This is a genomic window from Paracidovorax citrulli, from assembly GCF_900100305.1.
Lineage (GTDB): Bacteria > Pseudomonadota > Gammaproteobacteria > Burkholderiales > Burkholderiaceae_C > Paracidovorax > Paracidovorax citrulli.
The window spans coordinates 134266-151890 of record NZ_FNEY01000008.1 but is presented as its reverse complement, the minus strand read 5'-3'; the positions used below and the strand labels follow the sequence as shown (position 1 = coordinate 151890).

The window sequence follows — 17625 nt, the reverse complement described above, 5'->3', positions numbered from 1 at the left end:
CGCCACGCGGATGATCGAGCGCAGGTCCGACACCATCGCCTCGAAGCAGCCCGCTTCCAGCCAGCGTCGGGTTTGCTGGTAGACCGCCTCCCAAGGAGGTAGATCGTTGGGCAGCATCCGCCAAGGCGCGCCTGCGCGCACCAGCCAGCGCAGGGCGTTGAAGACTTCGCGCAGATCGTGCTCGCGCTGGGGCGCGCGCTGGTCCATCAGGCTCAAGTAGGGCGCAGCGAAGCTCCATTCTTCATCGCTGACATCCGTCGGGTAGGGCTTGCGGGGCATCCGCAGACTCTACCTTTGACTTCCACTCCGAGGAGCAAAGTTCATAACACGCTCTAAAAATGCCGTGAATCAAGACTGCGAAGCCAGACCTGCGCTCCCGCCCGCCCTGGCAGGAATTTGGCACGCAGCAGCGTGCCCGCGCTGATGGCATCGCCACCGTTGTTCGTGATGTGGTTCTCCACGCATTCCTTGACTTGAGCTTGTCGAGGTGGCCCGGGCCTTCCTGCGCGAGCCGCCCCAGGCATGCCGCCATGCGCCCAGACGCTCTTGTATCCTTCGCGCGCGGATCGGTGAACCTCGCCGGACGCTTGTGCAGGGTTCTGCTTCGCCAGCGACGGACAGGAGGAAGCGGATGCAGCAGAGGATGTGTCGCTTGCTATCACGATGGATGGTGGAAGTCGCCTGGTTCCATCCTCTCCCTGATCTCTTTACGGACTGACATGTTTTCCCGAATCCGCTCACATGCATGCGAAAGATCAACCATGCATGCAGTGCCCTTGCAAGCATGCGGCAGCCATAAAAAAACCGGCAAGACGCGGGAAGCGTCATGCCGGTTGTGCCGTCTGGGACGTCGCCCAGGGCAAGACGGGAATGGCCCTGGTCTGCAGGGGACCGCCGCCGCTTACTGCTTGACGGCCTCGACCTGCGCCACGATGCGCACGTTCTTGGGGAAGCCGTACTGCACGCCGTAGTCCAGGCCGAACAGGGTGCGGTCGATCGTGGTCTCGAAATCGCCGCCGCACACTTCGCGCTTGAGCATCGGGCTCTGGTAGCAGGCGAACTGGTTGGCCTTGAAGGTCGCGGGATGGGTCTGGCCCTTGATCGTCAGGTTGCCGGCCACGGACACCAGCTTGTCGCCGTCGAAGGTGAACTTGTCGCCCACGAAGCGCGCGGTGGGGTACTTGGCCGCGTCGAAGATGTCGGGGCTCTGCAGGTGCTTGTCGAAGGGCGGCGTGCCGGTGTTGATGGAGTTGATCTGGAAGGTGATGTCCACCTTGCCGGTCCTGGCGGCCTTGTCCAGCGCGATCGTGCCTTCCTTCTTGTCGAAGCGGCCGCGGTTCACGCTGGCGCCGAAGTGGCTGATCTCGAACGTGGCGAAGGTGTGCGTCGGCTCCACCGTGTACGTGGCGGTCTCCGCCTGAGCGGCACCGGCAACGAGGGCGGCCGCGGCGGCCAGGGCGAACAGGGATTTGCGCATGTCGGGATCTCCGGTTGAAAGAAAAGGGAAGGAAGGCAAAAAGGGACAGGAAAGCGCGGGGATCGGCCCGGGGGGCCTCAGAGCTTGCCCACGCCCGTGAGCGCGAGCTTGAACTTCACCTGCACCTCGTCGGCGACCATGGAGGTGTCGGCCCACTCGTTCTCGCCGATCTTGAAGGCCAGGCGCTTGATCGGGAAGCTGCCGGTGGCGATGGTGGTGGCGCCGTTCTGGGTGAGCGTGACGGGCGCGACCACGTCCTGCGTGGCGCCCTTGATGCTCAGCTTGCCGGCCACCTCGAACTTGCCCGGGCCGGTGGACTTGATCGCCGTGGACTGGAAGGTCGCCTGCGGGAACCTGGGCACGTTGAACCACGTGGCCTTGGGCAGCTCGGCATCGGACTCCTTCACGCCCAGGGTGGCGCTGCCGGTGTCCACCGTGATCGTGACCTTGCTCGTGGCGAGCTTGGCGGGGTCGAAGGCCACCTGCGCATCGAACTTCTTGAAGCGGCCCTCGACGGGCACGCCCATCTGCTTGCTCACGAAGGTGATCTCGCTCTGCTCGGGCACCAGCTTCTGCTGCGCGAAGGCGGGCGCGCCGGCCAGCAGCGCGGAAGATGCCAGCGCGAGGCCGGCGAAGAGGGAGGGGGAGAATTTCATGGATCGCTCCGTTGCTTCGATGATTCGGTGACAAGACACGGACGGCTCGGGCTGCCCGTTGTTCAGCCCGTCAGGCACGGCCGGGCAGCATCCGCCCGATGAGCCCGTCGCGGTCGATGACCTGGTGCTTCAGCGCCGCGGCCACGTGCAGCACGACGAGCACGGCCAGGGCGTAGGCGGTGATCCAGTGCCAGGGCTTGATGGCCTCGGCCAGTTCGGGGCTCACCGGCACGAAGCTCGGCAGCGGCACGATGCCGAGGAACACGATGGGAAAGCCCGCGGCAGAGCTGTAGGCCCAGCCGATCAGGGGCACGGCGAAGAACAGCAGGTACATCAGGTAATGGGTGCCATGGTGCGCGGCGCGCTGCCATGCGGGCATCGCGGACTGCACGGCCGCGGGCAGCGCCGGCGGGCGGTGCGTCAGGCGCCAGAGCAGCCGGAGGGCCGACAGCGCCAGGATCGCCACGCCGGCCCACTTGTGCCAGTTGTAGAACTTCAGGCGCTGCGGCGAGAACGGCAGCCCCGTCATGTAGAGGCCCAGCAGGAACACGGCGACGATCGCCAGGCCGAGCACCCAGTGCAGCAGGATGGCGGTGGCGGTATAGCGGGCCGGACGGGACGGATTCATGGATCGTGGGGCAGTGGTCTTTCGGACGGCCGCGCGGTGCGGCCGGGCTGGTGCGCCGCCAGTCTAGGGCCGCTTCGTCCGTAAAACTTCAATCCAATTGATGCTTCGATTCAATTTTTGTGAAGCCATGAGGGCTTGACTCGACAGGCGCCGCCCCTTCGGCCGTGGCATGGTGGGCACGTTCAAGGACGTTCCCGGCATCGGCCGCGACATCCGCGTCGTGCGCACGGGTTCAAGTGGAACGGCGAAGCGCCGGCCGTCGCCACCCCGCCACCCCGCCACCCCGGCCGTCCACGGCGGGGCCGGCGAACAGGCCATGGCCACGTACCTCGACATCGCGGCCCGGCAGGACGCGGGCGTTGCGCGCGGCGGCACCCTCAACGAAAGTGATGCACTGAATCAATTTTTTGCATAGGTGCGGGCCTTCGACCAGCTCGACCGTGGCTAGGATCGCCCGGCGGCCTCGCCACGCCTGGCGCGGCCCCTTCCCATCCATCGGAAAGAGGTGAGTCCTTGAAGAAAGTAGTTTTGTCCCTGCTGGCCTGCTCCATGGCTTCCATCGCCTCGGCCGGGGGCGGCGGGGCTGCGCAGACCCCTTCGGTCGACGTCCGCTTCGGCAAGCCCACGTTCACGCAGAAGCTCTTCTACGAGAAGATGTACGAGAAGAAGCCCTTCGAGGACGCCACCCTCTACTACTACGACAACGGGGTGTACAAGATCATCTCGCCCGGCGAGGAGCACTATGGCGTGTACGTGGTGCGCGGCAAGCTCACCGACGACGAGTACGCGGTGAACTTCATCTCCCTGCCCTCGACGGACTGGGGCGGCAAGACGGCCATGCACGCCCTGAAGTTCAACCGCAAGACCGGCAAGTTCACGCAGCAGGCCACGTGGGAAGACGATCCGCACATCGCGCCGCAGTACGGGCGGTTCAGCCAGGAGGTGAACACCATCGCCGATCCGCGGCCCGTGAAGTGGGAGACCCACGCGAAGCCGGAGCAGCGCGGCCGCTGAGCCCGGGCAGGCCCCGCGCGTCCGTCCGAACGCGGCAGGGCACTTCGTTCGCCCGCCCGGCCCTCCGGCCGCCAAAGGCGAGCCCAGCGAGAATTCCATCCGGGCTGGGCATGGCCTGCCGCAGCGAACCACCTGCACCCGCGCGGGCACATGGTGAGGCCATCGCAGCCCCGGCAGTGAAGCGGGCGGACGGCGGGCCCATGCGCCGCGGCCTCAGCCATCCAGCCGCACCCGGGCCAGCGGCGCCCCGGCCGCCTGGTAGCTCCCCACGGCCACCAGCCCGGCGATGCGCCCCGCGCGCGGCGCGGTGACCTGCATCTCCATCTTCATCGCCTCCATCACGGCCACCACGTCGCCCTCGGCCACGGTGTCGCCCTCCGTCACCTTCCATGCCTGCACGGTGCCGGCCACGGGCGCGGGCACGGCGCCCTCCTCTCCCGTGCCCCCCGGGGTCGCGGCCTGCGCCAGGGCGCCGGCAGGCTGCGCGCCCGGTCCAGCCTGCAGGCCCTGCAGCAGCAGCGCGGGCAGGCCCAGGGCCACGCGGCGGCCGTCGATCTCGATGGCGGTGCGCACGAGCGCGGTATCGGCCGGCGGCTCGGCGCGCGCCGCGGCGGCCAGCGGCCCGGCGAAGTCGGTCTCGATCCAGCGGGTGTGCACGCGCAACGCCTCGCCGTTCGTGAAATCCGGGTGCTCCATCACCGCGCGGTGGAACGGCAGGACCGAGGCCACGCCGCCGATGCGGAACTCGCGCAGCGCGCGGCGCGCCCGGGCGATGGCCTGCTCGCGCGTGGCGCCGGAGACGATGAGCTTGGCCATGAGCGAATCGAAAGTGCCCGGCACGATGGAGCCGGCCTGCACGCCGGTGTCCAGCCGCACGCCCGGGCCCGAGGGCGGCTCGAACGCGGTCACGCCGCCCGGCGTGGGCAGGAAGCCGCGGCCCACGTCCTCCGCATTGATGCGGAACTCGAACGCGTGGCCCAGGGGTTCGGGCGTCCGCGTGGTGCGCAGCGGCAGGCCCTCGGCGATGCGGAACTGCTCCACCACCAGATCGATGCCGGTCGTCTGCTCGGTGACGGGGTGCTCCACCTGCAGGCGCGTGTTCACTTCGAGGAACGAGATCGCCCCCGTGCCCGAAAGCAAAAATTCCACCGTGCCCGCGCTGGTGTAGCCGGCGGCGGCGCAGATATCGCGCGCGGCCGCGTGGATGCGCTCGCGCTGCTGGGGCGTGAGAAAGGGCGCGGGCGCCTCCTCCACCAGTTTCTGGTTGCGGCGCTGCAGGGAACAATCGCGCGTGCCCAGCACCACCACGTTGCCGTGCGTGTCGGCCAGCACCTGGGCCTCGATATGGCGCGGGCGGTCCAGGAACTGCTCCACGAAGCATTCGCCGCGCCCGAAGGCGGCCGTGGCCTCGCGCACGGCGGAGGCGTAGAGGTCTTCCACCTCGTCCATGCGCCACGCGATCTTCATGCCGCGGCCGCCGCCGCCGAACGCCGCCTTGATGATGATCGGCAGCCCATGCTGCCCGGCGAAGGCGAGCACCTCGGAGACGTCCCGCACCGGGCCGGCCGTGCCCTGCACGAGCGGCGCGCCCACCTGCAGCGCGAGCCTGCGCGCCTCGACCTTGTCGCCCAGGCGCTCGATGGCCTCGGGCGGCGGGCCGATCCAGGTCAGGCCCGCGCCGATCACCGCGCGCGCGAAGCCCGCGTTCTCGGACAAAAAACCGTAGCCGGGGTGCACGGCGTCGGCACCGCTCCTGCGGGCGGCGTCCAGCAGCTTGTCGATGTGCAGGTAGGTGTCGGCCGGGCGGTCGCCGCCCAGGCCCCAGGCCTCGTCGGCCATGCGCACATGCAGGGCGTCGATGTCGGCATCGGCATAGACGGCGACGGACGCGAGACCGTGGTCGGCACAGGCGCGGGCGATGCGGACGGCGATCTCGCCGCGGTTGGCGATCAGGACTTTCTTCATCGGATCAACTTTCGCTGCAAGCCATCAAGACTTTTTTCATGGTGTTCACGGGCGCGTGACCGGCTCGAACGCCCGGATGGGACGGAAGCGCACCCATGCGTTCACCGGGATCTGGCCCGCCAGGTCCAGGTGGTGGGGCGCCACGGCGCCGATGACGGGATAGCCGCCGGTGAGGGGATGGTCGGCCAGGAACAGCACGGGCTGGCCGCTGGGCGGCACCTGGATGGCGCCGGCCACAGCGCCCTCGCTGGGTAGTTCGCCCTGCACGGCGCGGGCCAGCGCCGTATCGCCCGCCAGGCGCAGGCCCACGCGGTTGGATTGCGGCGTGACCTGCCAGCGTTGGGAGGCCAGCAGCGCCAGGGCCTCGGGCGTGAACCAGTCGGTGCGCGGCCCCGGCACGCAATCGAGCACCACTTCGCCGCCGGCCCGGGGCAGGCCGTCCGGGGGCAACTCTGCCGCCCCGACGGCCGGCAACCCCTGCGGCACGCGCACGGGCAGCACGTCGCCCGCGGCAACGGCCGGGGGCCCCACGCGGGCCAGGGTGTCGGTGGCGCAGCTGCCCAGCACCGGCATCACGCGGAAGCCGCCGCGCACCGCCACGTAGCAGCGTGCGCCGGCATGCGGCTCGCCGATGGCGAGTTCGTCGCCGTCCGCCAGCGCCACGGGCGCGTAGCGCGGCAACGGCCAGCGCCGTCCGTCCGCGGCCGTGCACCACAGGGGCGCATCCGCGCCGGCCACGGCCACGACGTTCTCGCCCTGGCTGCGCAGGCGCAGGCCGCCCTGCACGGTCTCCAGGCAGGCGGTATCGGAGGGATTGCCCGCCAGCCGGTTGGCGGCGCGGCAGGCGGCCCGGTCCATGGCGCCGGAGGCCGAGACCCCCTGCCCCGCATGGCCATGGCGGCCCAGGTCCTGGAAGAGTGTCTGCAGGCCCGCGGACAGCACGCGCAGTGCGGGCCCTTGCGCGCCGGTGTCCGGCGTGGCGGATGCGGATCCGGACGCGGAGGGCGCCGCAGGCTTCACCGCCTCCAGGGCCTCCCGCGCCGATGCCGGCAGCGTGGCGATGTCCACGAAGCGCACGCGCGCGCCGGGCTGCAGGAGCGCGGGCGGATCGCGGTCGATGTCCCACATCGCCACGGGCGTGGTGCCGATGATCTGCCAGCCGCCCGGGCTGGCCTGCGGATAGACGCCGCTGAAGGTGCCGGCCAGGCCCACGGCGCCGGCCGGGATGCGGGTGCGCGGCGTGGCGCGCCGCGGCACGTCCAGGCCCGGATCGCCGCCGGCCAGGTAGCCGAAGCCGGGCGCGAAGCCCGTGAAGGCCACGGTGTATTCGCTGCCGGTGTGGCGGCGCACCACCTCGTCGGGGGTGATGCCCAGCCTCTGCGCCACCTCGGCCAGGTCCTCGCCGTCGTAGCGCACGGGAATCTCCACCAGCGTGTCGCTGCGCTGCGCCTCGCCGCGCACGTCGCGCCGGGCGATCGCATCGACCAGGGCGGCGAAGCCCTGCGCCGCAGGCCGGTAGCGGACCAGCACGGTGCGCGCGGCCGGCACCAGTTCTTCGATGCCGGCGATGGGGTCGCGCCGCAGCGAGGCATGCAGCGCCAGGGTCTGCTGCAGGTCGTCCAGCTCGACCAGCAGGGCATCGAGGTTGACGGGAAGGAAGCGCAATCGAAACTCCGTCAGACGTGGTAGGTGCTGTCGGGCACGTCGGTGATGAACATGTGGCCCGGCGCATGGGTGACGGCGAAGGGCACGCCCGAGGCCATGACGGCGGCCTGGGGCGTCACGCCGCAGGCCCAGAATACGGGCACCTCCCCGGGATGGATCTCCACCGGATCGCCGAAGTCGGGCCGCGCCAGGTCGGCGATGCCCAGCGCCGCCGGGTCGCCCACGTGCACGGGCGCGCCGTGCACGGACGGAAAGCGGCCGGAGATGGAGACGGCATCGGCCACCCGGTCGGCGGGAACGGGCCGCATCGACACCACCAGTTCGCCGCGCAGGCGACCGGCCGGCCGGCACATGCGCTGCGTGCGGTACATGGGCACGTTGCAGCCCTGGGCGATGTGGCGCACCTCGATGCCGGCTTCCTGCAGCGGCGTCTCGAAGGTGAAGCTGCAGCCGATCAGGAAGGTGACGAGGTCGGGCTGCCCGGCCCAGAGCGCGGTGGCGTCGGAGACTTCCCCGGCCAGCCGCCCATCGCGCCAGACGCGGTAGAGCGGAATGTCGGTGCGCAGGTCGGCGCCCTCGGCCAGCACGGTGGCATGGCTGCCGGCCTCGATCACGTCCAGCACCGGGCAAGGCTTGGGATTGCGCTGCGCGTAGAGCAGGAAGTCCCAGGCCCACTCGCGCGGCAGGGCGATCATGTTGGCCTGGGTCATGCCCGGGGCGCGGCCGGCGGTGGGCTCCACCACGCCGGCGCGGTAGCGGGCGCGGGCTGCGCGCGCGGCGTGGATGGCGGCGGCACGGGCGGCTTCGAGAGGGGAATTCATCGGCGGCTCCTTTCTTCGGCCAAGCCCGTCATGCAAAGGGGCGCAGGGCGATGCCCTCGCGCTCCAGCGCCCCGCGCACGGCGCGGGCCATGTCCACGGCGCCGGGGCTGTCGCCGTGCACGCAGATGGAATCGGCGCGCACGCGGGTGGTGCTGCCGTCGATGGCCCGCACGGTGCCTTCGCGCACGAGCTGCAGCATGCGCCGCGCGACCTCGCCGGCATCGTGCAGCACGGCACCGGGTTCGCGCCGCGACACCAGTGTGCCCTGCGGCGTATAGGCGCGGTCGGCGAAGGCCTCGGCCACCACGCGCAGGCCGGCGTCCGCCGCCCAGCGCTCCAGCGGGGAGCCCGCCAGCACCACCAGCGCCAGCGAAGCATCGATGGCGCGGATGGCGGCGATCACGTCGCGGGCCTGGCGCGCGTCGCGCGCGATGGTGTTGTAGAGCGCGCCGTGCGGCTTCACGTAGGTCACGCGCGTGCCGGCGGCCGTGGCCAGGCCCTGCAGCGCGCCGATCTGGTAGATGACGTCGGCGACGAGATCGGCGCTCGCCACGTCCATGTTGCGGCGGCCGAAGCCGGCCAGGTCGCGATAGGCGACGTGGGCGCCCACCGCCACGCCGCGCTCCTTCGCGCCGCGCAGCGTGGCCAGGATGCCCGCCGCGTCGCCGGCATGGAAGCCGCAGGCCACGTTGGCGCTGGTGACGATGCCGAGCATGGCGGCGTCGTCGCCCATGCGCCAGGCGCCCAGGCTTTCGCCCAGGTCGCTGTTCAGGTCGATATGCATACGAGAGGAAAAGAACGTCGAGGAATGGAGCGCCGGCAGGAAGCCGGAGACAGCGCCGCTCAGGCCGCCGCGTCGGTGCTGGCGGAGAGCTCGCGCCCCTGCGTTTCCGGCAGCGCCAGGCAGGCGATGACGACGATCAGGTAGGCGCCCGCGGCCATGTAGCCGATGGACACGCCCAGCGGCATGCTGGCGCTCATGTGGCCGATCATCGCCGGGAACACCGAGCCCACGGCGCGGCCGAAGTTGTAGCAAAAGCCCTGGCCGGAGCCCCGGATGTGGCTGGGGAACAGCTCGGACAGGTAGGCGCCCATGCCCGAGAAGATGCCCGAGAGGAAGAAACCCAGCGGGAAGCCCAGCACCATCATGGCGGCGTCGGTGATCGGCAGCTGCGTATAGCAGGTGACCAGGACGCCCGCGCAGACGGCGAACAGGATGAAGCAGCGGCGGCGGCCCAGGCGGTCGGACAGCCACGCGCTGGTGAGGTAGCCCGCGAACGAGCCGAAGATCAGCACCATCAGGTAGCCGCTGGTGCCCAGCACCGACAGGTTGCGTTCCATCTTCAGGTAGGTGGGCAGCCAGGTGGTGACCGCATAGTAGGCGCCCTGCATGCCGGTGGCCAGCAGGCTGGCGAACACCGTGGTGCGCAGCACGCCCGGCTTGAAGATCAGCCAGAAGCCGCTGCTCTGCCCCGTGCGGGCCAGCTGCGCCTTGGTTTCGCGATAGACGGCGGGCTCGCTGATGTTGCGGCGGATGTAGAGGATGAACAGGGCCGGCAGCGCGCCCAGCCAGAACAGCACGCGCCAGGCGTATTGCTGCTCCACCAGCGCATAGACGGCCCAGAAGGCGACGGCCGACAGGCCCCAGCCCACCGCCCAGCTGCTCTGCACCAGGCCCACGGCCTTGCCGCGGTGGCGGGCGCGGATCATCTCGGCGATCAGCACCGAGCCCACCGACCACTCGCCGCCGAAGCCCAGGCCCTGCAGCATGCGGGTGATGAAGAGCTGCTCGGCCGACTGGGTGAAGCCGCTCAGGAAGGTGAAGAAGCTGAACCAGAGCACCGTCAGCTGCAGGATGCGCACGCGGCCGTAGCGGTCGGCCAGGATGCCCGCCAGCCAGCCGCCGATGGCCGAGCTGATGAGCGCGCCGGTGGCGATATAGCCCGCCTCGGCCTTGGTCATGCCCCAGACCAGGATGAAGGTCGGGATCATGAACGTATAGATCATGTAGTCGAACGCATCGACGCCATAGCCGACGAAGGCGGCGAAGAGCGTCTTGCGCTCTTCCTTGCTGGTTTCCTTGAGCCACATGGTGCGTGTTCCGTTTCTGCGAAGGGAAGAGACCCATGGCACAGAGCAATCACCGCGCCATGTTTCATCAGGAACCCATCCATTGATGAATCATCTGCATAAATTGTTGAACAATTTGATTTGGATCGTTGATGGGGATTACCCGCATGCCGTTGGTGCGGCCATTGCGCGGGCACGGTGCCCGGGGCGCAGCGCCCGCCCCCGCCGGAGGCCCGCCGCCCGATACACTGGCGCTCCGGACGTCCGCCCCGCTCGACCAGCCGCGGCGCCCCGCCTCCCCTTTCGCCTGCCCGCCGCCGATGAGTGAATCCCCCGTACAGAACCTGACGGACCGCGTCAGCGACCAGATCCGCCGCCGCATCGTGGCCGGCGAGCTGGCCCCGGGCCAGCGCCTGTCCGAGGCCGCGCTGGCCGAGAGCCTGGAGATTTCGCGCAACACCCTGCGCGAGGTGTTCCGGCTGCTCACCAAGGAGGGCCTGCTCCGGCACGAACCCAACCGCGGCGTGTCGGTGGCGGTGCCCAGCATCGCGTCCATCATCGACATCTACCGCGTGCGCCGGCTCATCGAATGCCAGGCGCTGGCCCAGGCCTATCCGCGCCACCCCGCCAAGAAGCACCTGCGCGAGGCGGTGGACAACGCCCTGCGCTGCCGCGACGCGGGCGACTGGCAGGGCGCGGGCACGGCGAACATGGAGTTCCACATGGCCGTGGTGGAACTGGCCGACAGCGAACGCCTGAACGTGATGTTCTCCCATCTGCTGGCCGAGCTGCGCCTGGCCTTCGGGCTGCTCAAGGACGCGGAATTCCTGCACGCGCCCTACGTGGAGATGAACGTGAAGATCGTCGAGCTGTTCGAGGCCGGCAGGCTGCAGGAGGCCTCGGCCGCCCTGCACGACTACCTGGTGCATTCGGAACGCATCGTGCTGGCCGTGTACGCGCGGCGGATCTCCGAGCCGGGGCTGGAGCGCGGCACCCGCTGAACCGCGTGCCGGCAGCCCCCTCCACGGGACGGCCCGGGGTCCGCGCGGGCCGTTGGCGCGCTACACTGCATGCGGCCGGGCATCCGCCCTGCTCCCAGCCCTCCTTACGCACCTGCCACGACCTCAGCACGCATCTCCATGAGCACGCCCGACAAGATCGCCCCCACCTACGGCACCGAAGACCTGCTGATCAGCCTGTGCAATTCCGTCACGCGGGTGCTGAGCGTGGCCACGCAGACGCAGCTGCACTACTCCGGCATGGTGCAGCGCATCAGCAAGACCTGCCTGCGCCCCGACATCGGCTGCTTCGTTCTGTTCGACGGCGGATTCTCCGGGCTGGTCATCATCAACCTGACCAAGGAGGCGGCGATGGAGATCTACCAGAGCTACCTCCTGAGCATGGGCATGTCGCAGGACGACCTCGCGAGCTCCTACACCTCCGACGAGGTGGCCAACGTGATGGGCGAGCTCATGAACCAGGTGGTGGGCGACTTCACCGGCAAGGTGCGCCGCGAGCTGCAGACCCACATCACGCAGAACCAGCCCAAGATGCTGGCGCTGAACAAGCAGGTGATGCTGAGCGTGGACGCCAACCTCGACCAGCCCGAGGCGCGCCGCGTGACCTTCTACACGGCCAAGAACCACATCTTCTACCTCGAGCTGGCCATCGACCGCACCGAGTTCATCAAGCTCTACGACTTCGAGCCGCAGGAAGCGCCGGACCCGGACGCGCTGCTGGCCCAGGCCGGCAAGGGCGACCAGCCCGCCTCCCCTCCGCCGGCCGCCGGCGCCGACAGCGACACCGACGACCTGCTCAAGTCGCTGGGCATGTGATCTTCCCGCGAGGGCTGCCTGCCCCGCCTGTCGGCCCCGCAACCTTTCCCGTGCAAAAATAGCGGGTCCAAGACCGCGAAAAACGATGGCCCGCCGCGGGCCATCGCGTACACGCCACCTGCCGCGTCCCGGAAGGTCGGCCAGCGTTTCCACCCGACACCCCGTCGGGACCTTCACGGAACACGCCATGTACGTCCGCTTCAGATCACCGACGCCATGCACCAGCCCTCGCATAGCCATCGTGGGGGCCGGCCTGGGAGGATTGACGCTTGCACGTGTGCTGCACGTCAACGGCATGCCTGCCACCGTTTATGAGGGCGAAGCATCGCCGGCAGCGCGAGCGCAAGGCGGCTTGCTGGACATTCATGAAGACACCGGGCAACCGGGCCTCGAGGCTGCCGGCCTGTACGATGCGTTCCTGGCCCTCGCGCTTCCCGGGGAAGACGCCAAGCGGGTGGTGGACAAGCACAACACCGTTCTGCTGGACAAGCCGGGCACCGGCGGGACGACCCGGCCCGAGGTGGACAGGGGCGCATTGCGCCGGCTTCTCATCGCGTCCCTTCCCGCGGGCGCCATCCGGTGGGGGTGCAAGATGGTTCACGCCCATCGCCGTCCCGGGGGACCGCACGAACTGCGTTTCGCCGACGGCTCGACAGCCATGGCCGACCTGCTCGTGGGTGCGGACGGTGCGTGGTCGAGAGTCCGGCCGCTGGTTTCTGCTGCGACGCCGCATGACGGGGGCACGGCTTTCATCGAAACGCACCTCTTCGGCGGCCCCGCGCGGCACCGGGCGAGCGCCGACGCCATCGGCACCGGCACGCTGATGGCGGTCGAGCCGGGCAAGGCCATTCCTGCCCATCACCACGCCGACGGCACGCTGCACACCTACATCGCATTGGACAAGCCCGGGCCGTGGTTCGCCTCTGTGGACTTCGGCGACCCGGCCGCCGCACTGCGGCGCGTGGCCGAAGAGTTTGAGGGATGGGCCCCGCCACTTCGCGCATTGGCCTCTGAAAGCGATACGCCGCCAGTCCTGCGGCTGATCCACGCCTTGCCGATGGACCACCGGTGGGAACGCACACCGGGCGTCACGCTCGTGGGCGATGCGGCCCACCTGATGTCGCCGTTCGCTGGCGTGGGGGCCAATCTCGCCATCCATGACGGGGCCGAACTGGCGCATGCGATACGGGACCATTCCGGCGACCTGGAGACAGCGCTGGCCATGTACGAGCAAGCGCTGTTCCCCCGAAGCGCTGCCTTCGCCGGGGAGGCAGCGAAAAATCACCAACGCTTCTTCGGCAACGATGCACCGGCGAGCGTCGTGGACCTCTTCTCCGCTCGCTGACTTTCACAGGCGTGACCGATGCCGCCCGTCAGCCCCGGGCGGGAGAGCCACCGCTGCGTCGGAAAAATGCGTCGAAGCGCAGGATGAGGGTCTGTTCAGGGAAGGCGGGACACAGTACCGTTCACGGCCGATATTTGCGATGAGAAAGGACAGACGATCATGCGACTTGCAGCCTTTTTGGAATCGACCCGGGAACGCATCCTGGAAGAGGCTGTCGCATACGCCAGAACCATTCCCGCACTGCGAAAAACCGACGACAAGGCACTGCGCGACCATTTGCCACAGATCCTGGAGGCCATTTCAGCAGACCTGCGGACCCCGCAAACCAGGGCGCAGTCCATTCAAAAGTCGCATGGCAACGCACCACCCGGTTCAACGCAAAGCTCGGCGCAAACCCACGGATTGATGCGTGCGCAGAGCGGAATCGACATCGAGCAACTGGTTGCCGAGTTCAGGGCGCTGCGGTCGAGCATCCTCCGGTTATGGAGCGAGGCCCATTCTGCAGGTCCGGACACCATCCATGACATCACGCGGTTCAATGAGGCGATCGACCAGGCCGTGGCGGAGTCGGTGCAGTTCTACGCCCAGGAGCGCGAGCGTTGGCGCGAGATTTTTCTGGGCGTCCTCGGGCATGATCTGCGTGGGCCCCTGAATGCCGTCGCCCTGATGGTGGAGCTCATGGCCAAGCAGGGCATCGCGCCTGTCCAGCAGACTGCCATGCTCGAGCGAGGGGTCCACCGCATGACGACCCTCCTGGACTCGCTCCTGGAGTACAGCCGGTCCAACCTGGGCGTCGGCATGGTGTTGCATCTGGCGCCGACCGATCTGGCAGCGGCTTGCAGCGAGGAGGTTCAGCTCCAGCGCCTCGCCCATCCGGGCGCACGGATCGAGTTTTCGGCACAAGGGCCGACGGAGGGAACATACGACGCGTCCCGGGTCCGGGAGGCGCTCGGCAATCTCGTTTCCAACGCTGTCAAGCACGGAGACGCCGGGGGATCCATCACGGTCCGCGTCAAGGGCACCGCGCATGGGGTGGCCATCTCGGTCGAAAACGCCGGTGAACTGGCACCGGAGAGCATTGACGATCTGTTCGAGCCGCTTCGGCGCGGGCTTCATGGTCCGGGCACAGACCGCACGCACCTGGGGCTTGGGCTGTTCATCGCGCGGCAGATCGCACGCGCCCACCACGGCGACGCCACGGGCCATTGCGAGAATCACCAGGTGCGCTTCACGCTGGAGCTCCCGAAGGGCTGAGCCGGGCGGTGCAACCGCCCCGTGCCGTCAGGCCTTCACCAGCAGGTCGCCCGTGATGTCGGAGACCTTCGCGACGCTGGTGAGCGTCATCGCCACGCGCATTTCCTTTTCGAGCAACTCCAGCACGTGCTTCACGCCGGCCTCGCCCGCCGCGGCCAGCGCGTAGATGAAGGCGCGGCCGATCATCGCGGCGTCGGCGCCGAGCGCGATGGTGCGCACCACGTCCAGGCCGTTGCGGATGCCCGAGTCGGCCAGGATCTTGATACGGCCCTTCACCGCATCGGCGATGGGCGGCAGCGCGTGCGCCGAGGAGAGCACGCCGTCGAGCTGGCGGCCGCCGTGGTTGGAGACGATGATGCCGTCCGCGCCGAAACGCACGGCGTCCTTCGCGTCCTCCGGGTCCAGGATGCCCTTGATGAGCATGGGCCCCTTCCAGAACGCGCGGATCCATTCCAGGTCCTTCCACGAGATGGAGGGATCGAAATTGGCGCCCAGGTAGCCCATGTAGTCGGCCAGGCCCGTGGGCTTGCCGAGGTAGGCGGAGATGTTGCCCAGGTCGTGCGGGCGGCCCAGCGCGCCCACATCCCACGCCCAGCGCGGGTGCATGGCCGCCTGCCAGTAGCGGCGCAGCGCGGCGTTGGGGCCGCTCATGCCGGAATGCGCATCGCGGTAGCGCGCGCCGGGCACGGGCATGTCCACGGTGAACACCAGCGCCGTGCATCCCGCCGCCTGGGCGCGCTCCAGCGCGTTCTTCATGAAGCCGCGGTCCTTGAGCACGTAGAGCTGGAACCACATGGGCCGGCCGAGCTCCGGTGCCACCTCCTCGATCGGGCAGACCGAGACGCTGGACAGGGTGAACGGCACGCCGTGCCGGTCGGCCGCGCGCGCGGCCTGCACCTCGCCGCGTCGCGCGAACATGCCCGTCAGGCCCACGGGCGCCAGCGCCACGGGGATGGAGAGCTGCTCGCCGAACAGCTCGACGCGGGTGTCGAGGCGGCTCATGTCCTTGAGCACGCGCTGGCGCAGCGCGACCGCGGCCAGGTCCTCGACGTTGCGGCGCAGCGTCTGCTCGGCATAGGCGCCGCCGTCGATGTAGTGGAAGAGGAAGGGCGGCAGGCGCTTGCGGGCGGCTTCGCGGTAGTCGGCGGTGGAAGAGATGATCATGGTTGTCGCTCGCGGCGGGCGCGGTCTGCGTCCAGGCGCTGGATGGTGGTGCGCACGTGCTCGAGGTGGTCGCCGGTACATTGGCGTGCGCCCTGCGCATCGCCGTCGAGCATGGCCTGCATGGGGCCCTGGCGCTGAAGGACTATATCCCTGCCGGCTTGCTCACCATGAACCAGAAGATGGCCAGGAAAGCCACCAGCGCCGGCACCCCCAGCACCACCCAGGCGATGAAGAAGCGCCACAGCGCGGGCCACGCATCCAGGTGGCCGGCCTGCGCACGCACCGCCTCGTCGCGCATGCGCATCTGGATCCACACCACCGGCAGCCAGCAGGCCATGGCCAGGACGTAGAGGCCCAGCGAACGCGCCAGCCAGGGCGTGCTCCAGGGCAGCCCCATCAGGTGCACCAGCCACCAGCCGGTAAGCGGCTGCAGCACCGCCGTGGTTCCGGTGAACAGCCAGTCGGCCCGCACCACCCAGCGCGTCATCGGCACGATGAAGCGCAGGTCGCGGCCCAGCATGGCGACCAGCAGGTAGAACGCCGTTCCGATACCGGTGCCGAACAGGACCGTGGACGAGAGAATGTGCAGCCACTTGGCAATGAAATACTCCATGGAAACCTTCCCGTGAATGCATGCGCCTGCATGCGTTTGCCGTGCCATCCGACACGCGGACCGGCGCGCGGTTGGCGATGATGCGTCGTCCCCTTCCCCGACAGGAGCCCCACATGCCCATCGACTGGAAACGCGCGCTGCGCGAAGGCGCCATCGCCGGCAGCTGCGCCAGCGTACTCTCCACCCTGGCTCTGCTGTGGGCGGGACGGCGCCAGGCCCGCGCCGCCATCACGCCCGTCAACGCCGTGAGCCACTGGATCTGGGGCGACACCGCACTGCGCGAACACCGCCCGAGACTCTCCCACACCCTGCCCGGCTACGCCATCCACCACGGCGCCTCCGTGTTCTGGGCCACGGCCAGCGCCGCCGCCCGCGACGCCGCGCGCGGCGCGCCCGAGACCTCCTGGCCGGCCATCTGCCAGCGTGCGGCGGCCACGTCCGCCGTTGCCTGCTGGGTCGATTTCCAGCTCACGCCGCGCCGCTTCACGCCCGGCTTCGAGCACCATCTGGGGCATGGCGCGCTGGCCGCCGTGTACCTGGCGTTCGGTGCGGGGCTGGCCCTGGGCACCGTGCTCGTGCAGCGCTCCGGGCGGTCCTGATACCGCGCCCCTCGCGGCGCGGCCTGAGCGTGTCCCCAGGCATGGCAAACCGCGTTCCCGGCACGGCGGTGCGGCGTCCTACGGCCGCATGCCCGCGGCGCCGACACGCACGGAACGCCTCACGCCGTCAGATAGCGCAAGGGGCTTTCCCCATTGTTCCCTCATCCACCACGCCAAGGAGTCCGCCATGCCCCGAGCCGCCTGGAGCGACAAGCGCGAGCGCCAGTACGAACACATCAAGGACAGCCTCGAAGATCGCGGCCGCAGCGAAAAGACGGCCGAACAGATCGCGGCGCGCACCGTCAACAAGGAGCGCGCCCAGCACGGCGAGGCGAAGAAGGCCAACCCGAAGACCGTGCACGACACCCCCGCGCCCGTGCGCGGCGGGCAGCGCTCCCACACCGGCTCGCAGGGTCGCACGCGCGAGCAGCTCTACGAAGAGGCGCGCAAGAAGAACATCGCCGGCCGCTCGAAGATGAACAAGGCCGAGCTGGAAAAGGCCGTGGGGCGCTGAAGGGC

General features: G+C 69.4%; 19 protein-coding genes. 8 read left to right on the top strand and 11 right to left on the bottom strand.

Translation table 11 applies throughout. The annotated features are described in order from the left end of the window. The 4 genes from BLR99_RS08010 to BLR99_RS07995 form a co-directional block, all read right to left on the bottom strand. Positions 1-279 (bottom strand): transposase (locus BLR99_RS08010; protein ID WP_139160148.1); only part of this gene is annotated, 279 nt, incomplete at its 3' end. A 622-nt stretch (positions 280-901) separates the two neighbouring features. Beyond that, complete coding sequence (locus BLR99_RS08005) at positions 902-1477, bottom strand: YceI family protein (RefSeq protein WP_011796557.1); 576 nt, start codon at positions 1475-1477, stop codon at positions 902-904. 77 nt (positions 1478-1554) lie between these two features. Next, positions 1555-2133, bottom strand: a complete 579-nt coding sequence (locus BLR99_RS08000; RefSeq protein ID WP_011796558.1) for a YceI family protein — start codon at positions 2131-2133, stop codon at positions 1555-1557. A 70-nt stretch (positions 2134-2203) separates the two neighbouring features. Then, on the bottom strand, positions 2204-2761 hold the full coding sequence (locus BLR99_RS07995; protein ID WP_011796559.1) for a cytochrome b: 558 nt from the start codon (positions 2759-2761) through the stop codon (positions 2204-2206). Between the two features lie 169 nt (positions 2762-2930). Here BLR99_RS07995 and BLR99_RS23055 point away from each other — a divergent pair, with 169 nt between their 5' ends. Together BLR99_RS23055 and BLR99_RS07990 are read left to right on the top strand one after the other, a co-directional pair. Further along, positions 2931-3176, top strand: coding sequence for a hypothetical protein (locus tag BLR99_RS23055; protein ID WP_170838033.1), 246 nt, complete (start codon positions 2931-2933; stop codon positions 3174-3176). 134 nt (positions 3177-3310) lie between these two features. Next, a complete protein-coding gene (locus tag BLR99_RS07990; protein ID WP_199240275.1) occupies positions 3311-3775 on the top strand; it encodes a hypothetical protein in 465 nt (154 codons plus the stop codon). 213 nt (positions 3776-3988) lie between these two features. Here the strand turns inward: BLR99_RS07990 and BLR99_RS07985 are convergent, their stop codons facing one another. The 5 genes from BLR99_RS07985 to BLR99_RS07965 are packed head-to-tail and all read right to left on the bottom strand — an operon-like array spanning position 3989 to position 10317. After that, positions 3989-5740 carry an acetyl/propionyl/methylcrotonyl-CoA carboxylase subunit alpha gene (locus tag BLR99_RS07985; protein WP_011796562.1) on the bottom strand — a complete coding sequence of 584 codons (1752 nt, stop codon included), beginning with the start codon at positions 5738-5740 and terminating at the stop codon, positions 3989-3991. A 45-nt stretch (positions 5741-5785) separates the two neighbouring features. Beyond that, positions 5786-7405, bottom strand: a complete 1620-nt coding sequence (pxpB, locus tag BLR99_RS07980; RefSeq protein ID WP_011796563.1) for a 5-oxoprolinase subunit PxpB — start codon at positions 7403-7405, stop codon at positions 5786-5788. A gap of 11 nt (positions 7406-7416) precedes the next feature. After that, complete coding sequence (locus tag BLR99_RS07975; protein ID WP_046059467.1) at positions 7417-8226, bottom strand: putative hydro-lyase; 810 nt, start codon at positions 8224-8226, stop codon at positions 7417-7419. 28 nt (positions 8227-8254) lie between these two features. Beyond that, positions 8255-9010, bottom strand: a complete 756-nt coding sequence (locus tag BLR99_RS07970; protein ID WP_011796565.1) for a LamB/YcsF family protein — start codon at positions 9008-9010, stop codon at positions 8255-8257. A 59-nt stretch (positions 9011-9069) separates the two neighbouring features. Then, positions 9070-10317 carry an MFS transporter gene (locus BLR99_RS07965; protein ID WP_017439704.1) on the bottom strand — a complete coding sequence of 416 codons (1248 nt, stop codon included), beginning with the start codon at positions 10315-10317 and terminating at the stop codon, positions 9070-9072. A 299-nt stretch (positions 10318-10616) separates the two neighbouring features. On the opposite strand from BLR99_RS07965, the gene BLR99_RS07960 reads away from it, so the two are divergent. The 4 genes from BLR99_RS07960 to BLR99_RS07945 all read left to right on the top strand — a co-directional run bounded on the left by BLR99_RS07960 (position 10617) and on the right by BLR99_RS07945 (position 14730). Further along, positions 10617-11297 (top strand): GntR family transcriptional regulator, encoded by a 681-nt coding sequence (locus BLR99_RS07960; protein WP_011796567.1) that lies wholly within the window; start codon positions 10617-10619, stop codon positions 11295-11297. A gap of 138 nt (positions 11298-11435) precedes the next feature. Next, on the top strand, positions 11436-12131 hold the full coding sequence (locus BLR99_RS07955) for a DUF3334 family protein (protein ID WP_017438806.1): 696 nt from the start codon (positions 11436-11438) through the stop codon (positions 12129-12131). A 187-nt stretch (positions 12132-12318) separates the two neighbouring features. Continuing rightward, positions 12319-13476 (top strand): FAD-dependent oxidoreductase, encoded by a 1158-nt coding sequence (locus BLR99_RS07950; RefSeq protein ID WP_011796569.1) that lies wholly within the window; start codon positions 12319-12321, stop codon positions 13474-13476. A 159-nt stretch (positions 13477-13635) separates the two neighbouring features. After that, positions 13636-14730: a sensor histidine kinase gene (locus BLR99_RS07945; RefSeq protein ID WP_011796570.1), complete on the top strand. Its 1095-nt coding sequence runs from the start codon at positions 13636-13638 to the stop codon at positions 14728-14730. 27 nt (positions 14731-14757) lie between these two features. Here BLR99_RS07945 and lldD read toward each other — a convergent pair whose 3' ends face one another. Then, positions 14758-15894, bottom strand: a complete 1137-nt coding sequence (lldD, locus tag BLR99_RS07940) for an FMN-dependent L-lactate dehydrogenase LldD (protein WP_011796571.1) — start codon at positions 15892-15894, stop codon at positions 14758-14760. 142 nt (positions 15895-16036) lie between these two features. After that, positions 16037-16507, bottom strand: coding sequence for a DUF2269 family protein (locus tag BLR99_RS07935; RefSeq protein WP_011796572.1), 471 nt, complete (start codon positions 16505-16507; stop codon positions 16037-16039). 113 nt (positions 16508-16620) lie between these two features. On the opposite strand from BLR99_RS07935, the gene BLR99_RS07930 reads away from it, so the two are divergent. Beyond that, the gene (locus tag BLR99_RS07930) at positions 16621-17106 is read left to right on the top strand and encodes a hypothetical protein (protein ID WP_041827537.1); all 486 of its coding nucleotides are present in this window, start codon (positions 16621-16623) and stop codon (positions 17104-17106) included. Between the two features lie 187 nt (positions 17107-17293). Beyond that, entirely contained in the window at positions 17294-17620 is a 327-nt protein-coding gene (locus tag BLR99_RS07925) for a hypothetical protein (protein ID WP_011796574.1), read from the top strand. The last annotated feature ends 5 nt before the right edge of the window (positions 17621-17625 follow it).

Excerpts from the sequence above, each read along its gene's own strand:
- BLR99_RS08005 (WP_011796557.1), bottom strand. The coding sequence starts at position 1,477 with ATGCGCAAATCCCTGTTCGCCCTGGCCGCCGCGGCCGCCCTCGTTGCC.
- BLR99_RS08000 (WP_011796558.1), bottom strand. The coding sequence starts at position 2,133 with ATGAAATTCTCCCCCTCCCTCTTCGCCGGCCTCGCGCTGGCATCTTCC.
- BLR99_RS07995 (WP_011796559.1), bottom strand. The coding sequence starts at position 2,761 with ATGAATCCGTCCCGTCCGGCCCGCTATACCGCCACCGCCATCCTGCTG.
- BLR99_RS23055 (WP_170838033.1), top strand. The coding sequence starts at position 2,931 with ATGGTGGGCACGTTCAAGGACGTTCCCGGCATCGGCCGCGACATCCGC.
- BLR99_RS07990 (WP_199240275.1), top strand. The coding sequence starts at position 3,311 with ATGGCTTCCATCGCCTCGGCCGGGGGCGGCGGGGCTGCGCAGACCCCT.
- BLR99_RS07985 (WP_011796562.1), bottom strand. The coding sequence starts at position 5,740 with ATGAAGAAAGTCCTGATCGCCAACCGCGGCGAGATCGCCGTCCGCATC.
- BLR99_RS07975 (WP_046059467.1), bottom strand. The coding sequence starts at position 8,226 with ATGAATTCCCCTCTCGAAGCCGCCCGTGCCGCCGCCATCCACGCCGCG.
- BLR99_RS07970 (WP_011796565.1), bottom strand. The coding sequence starts at position 9,010 with ATGCATATCGACCTGAACAGCGACCTGGGCGAAAGCCTGGGCGCCTGG.
- BLR99_RS07965 (WP_017439704.1), bottom strand. The coding sequence starts at position 10,317 with ATGTGGCTCAAGGAAACCAGCAAGGAAGAGCGCAAGACGCTCTTCGCC.
- BLR99_RS07960 (WP_011796567.1), top strand. The coding sequence starts at position 10,617 with ATGAGTGAATCCCCCGTACAGAACCTGACGGACCGCGTCAGCGACCAG.
- BLR99_RS07955 (WP_017438806.1), top strand. The coding sequence starts at position 11,436 with ATGAGCACGCCCGACAAGATCGCCCCCACCTACGGCACCGAAGACCTG.
- BLR99_RS07950 (WP_011796569.1), top strand. The coding sequence starts at position 12,319 with ATGTACGTCCGCTTCAGATCACCGACGCCATGCACCAGCCCTCGCATA.
- BLR99_RS07945 (WP_011796570.1), top strand. The coding sequence starts at position 13,636 with ATGCGACTTGCAGCCTTTTTGGAATCGACCCGGGAACGCATCCTGGAA.
- lldD (WP_011796571.1), bottom strand. The coding sequence starts at position 15,894 with ATGATCATCTCTTCCACCGCCGACTACCGCGAAGCCGCCCGCAAGCGC.
- BLR99_RS07935 (WP_011796572.1), bottom strand. The coding sequence starts at position 16,507 with ATGGAGTATTTCATTGCCAAGTGGCTGCACATTCTCTCGTCCACGGTC.
- BLR99_RS07930 (WP_041827537.1), top strand. The coding sequence starts at position 16,621 with ATGCCCATCGACTGGAAACGCGCGCTGCGCGAAGGCGCCATCGCCGGC.
- BLR99_RS07925 (WP_011796574.1), top strand. The coding sequence starts at position 17,294 with ATGCCCCGAGCCGCCTGGAGCGACAAGCGCGAGCGCCAGTACGAACAC.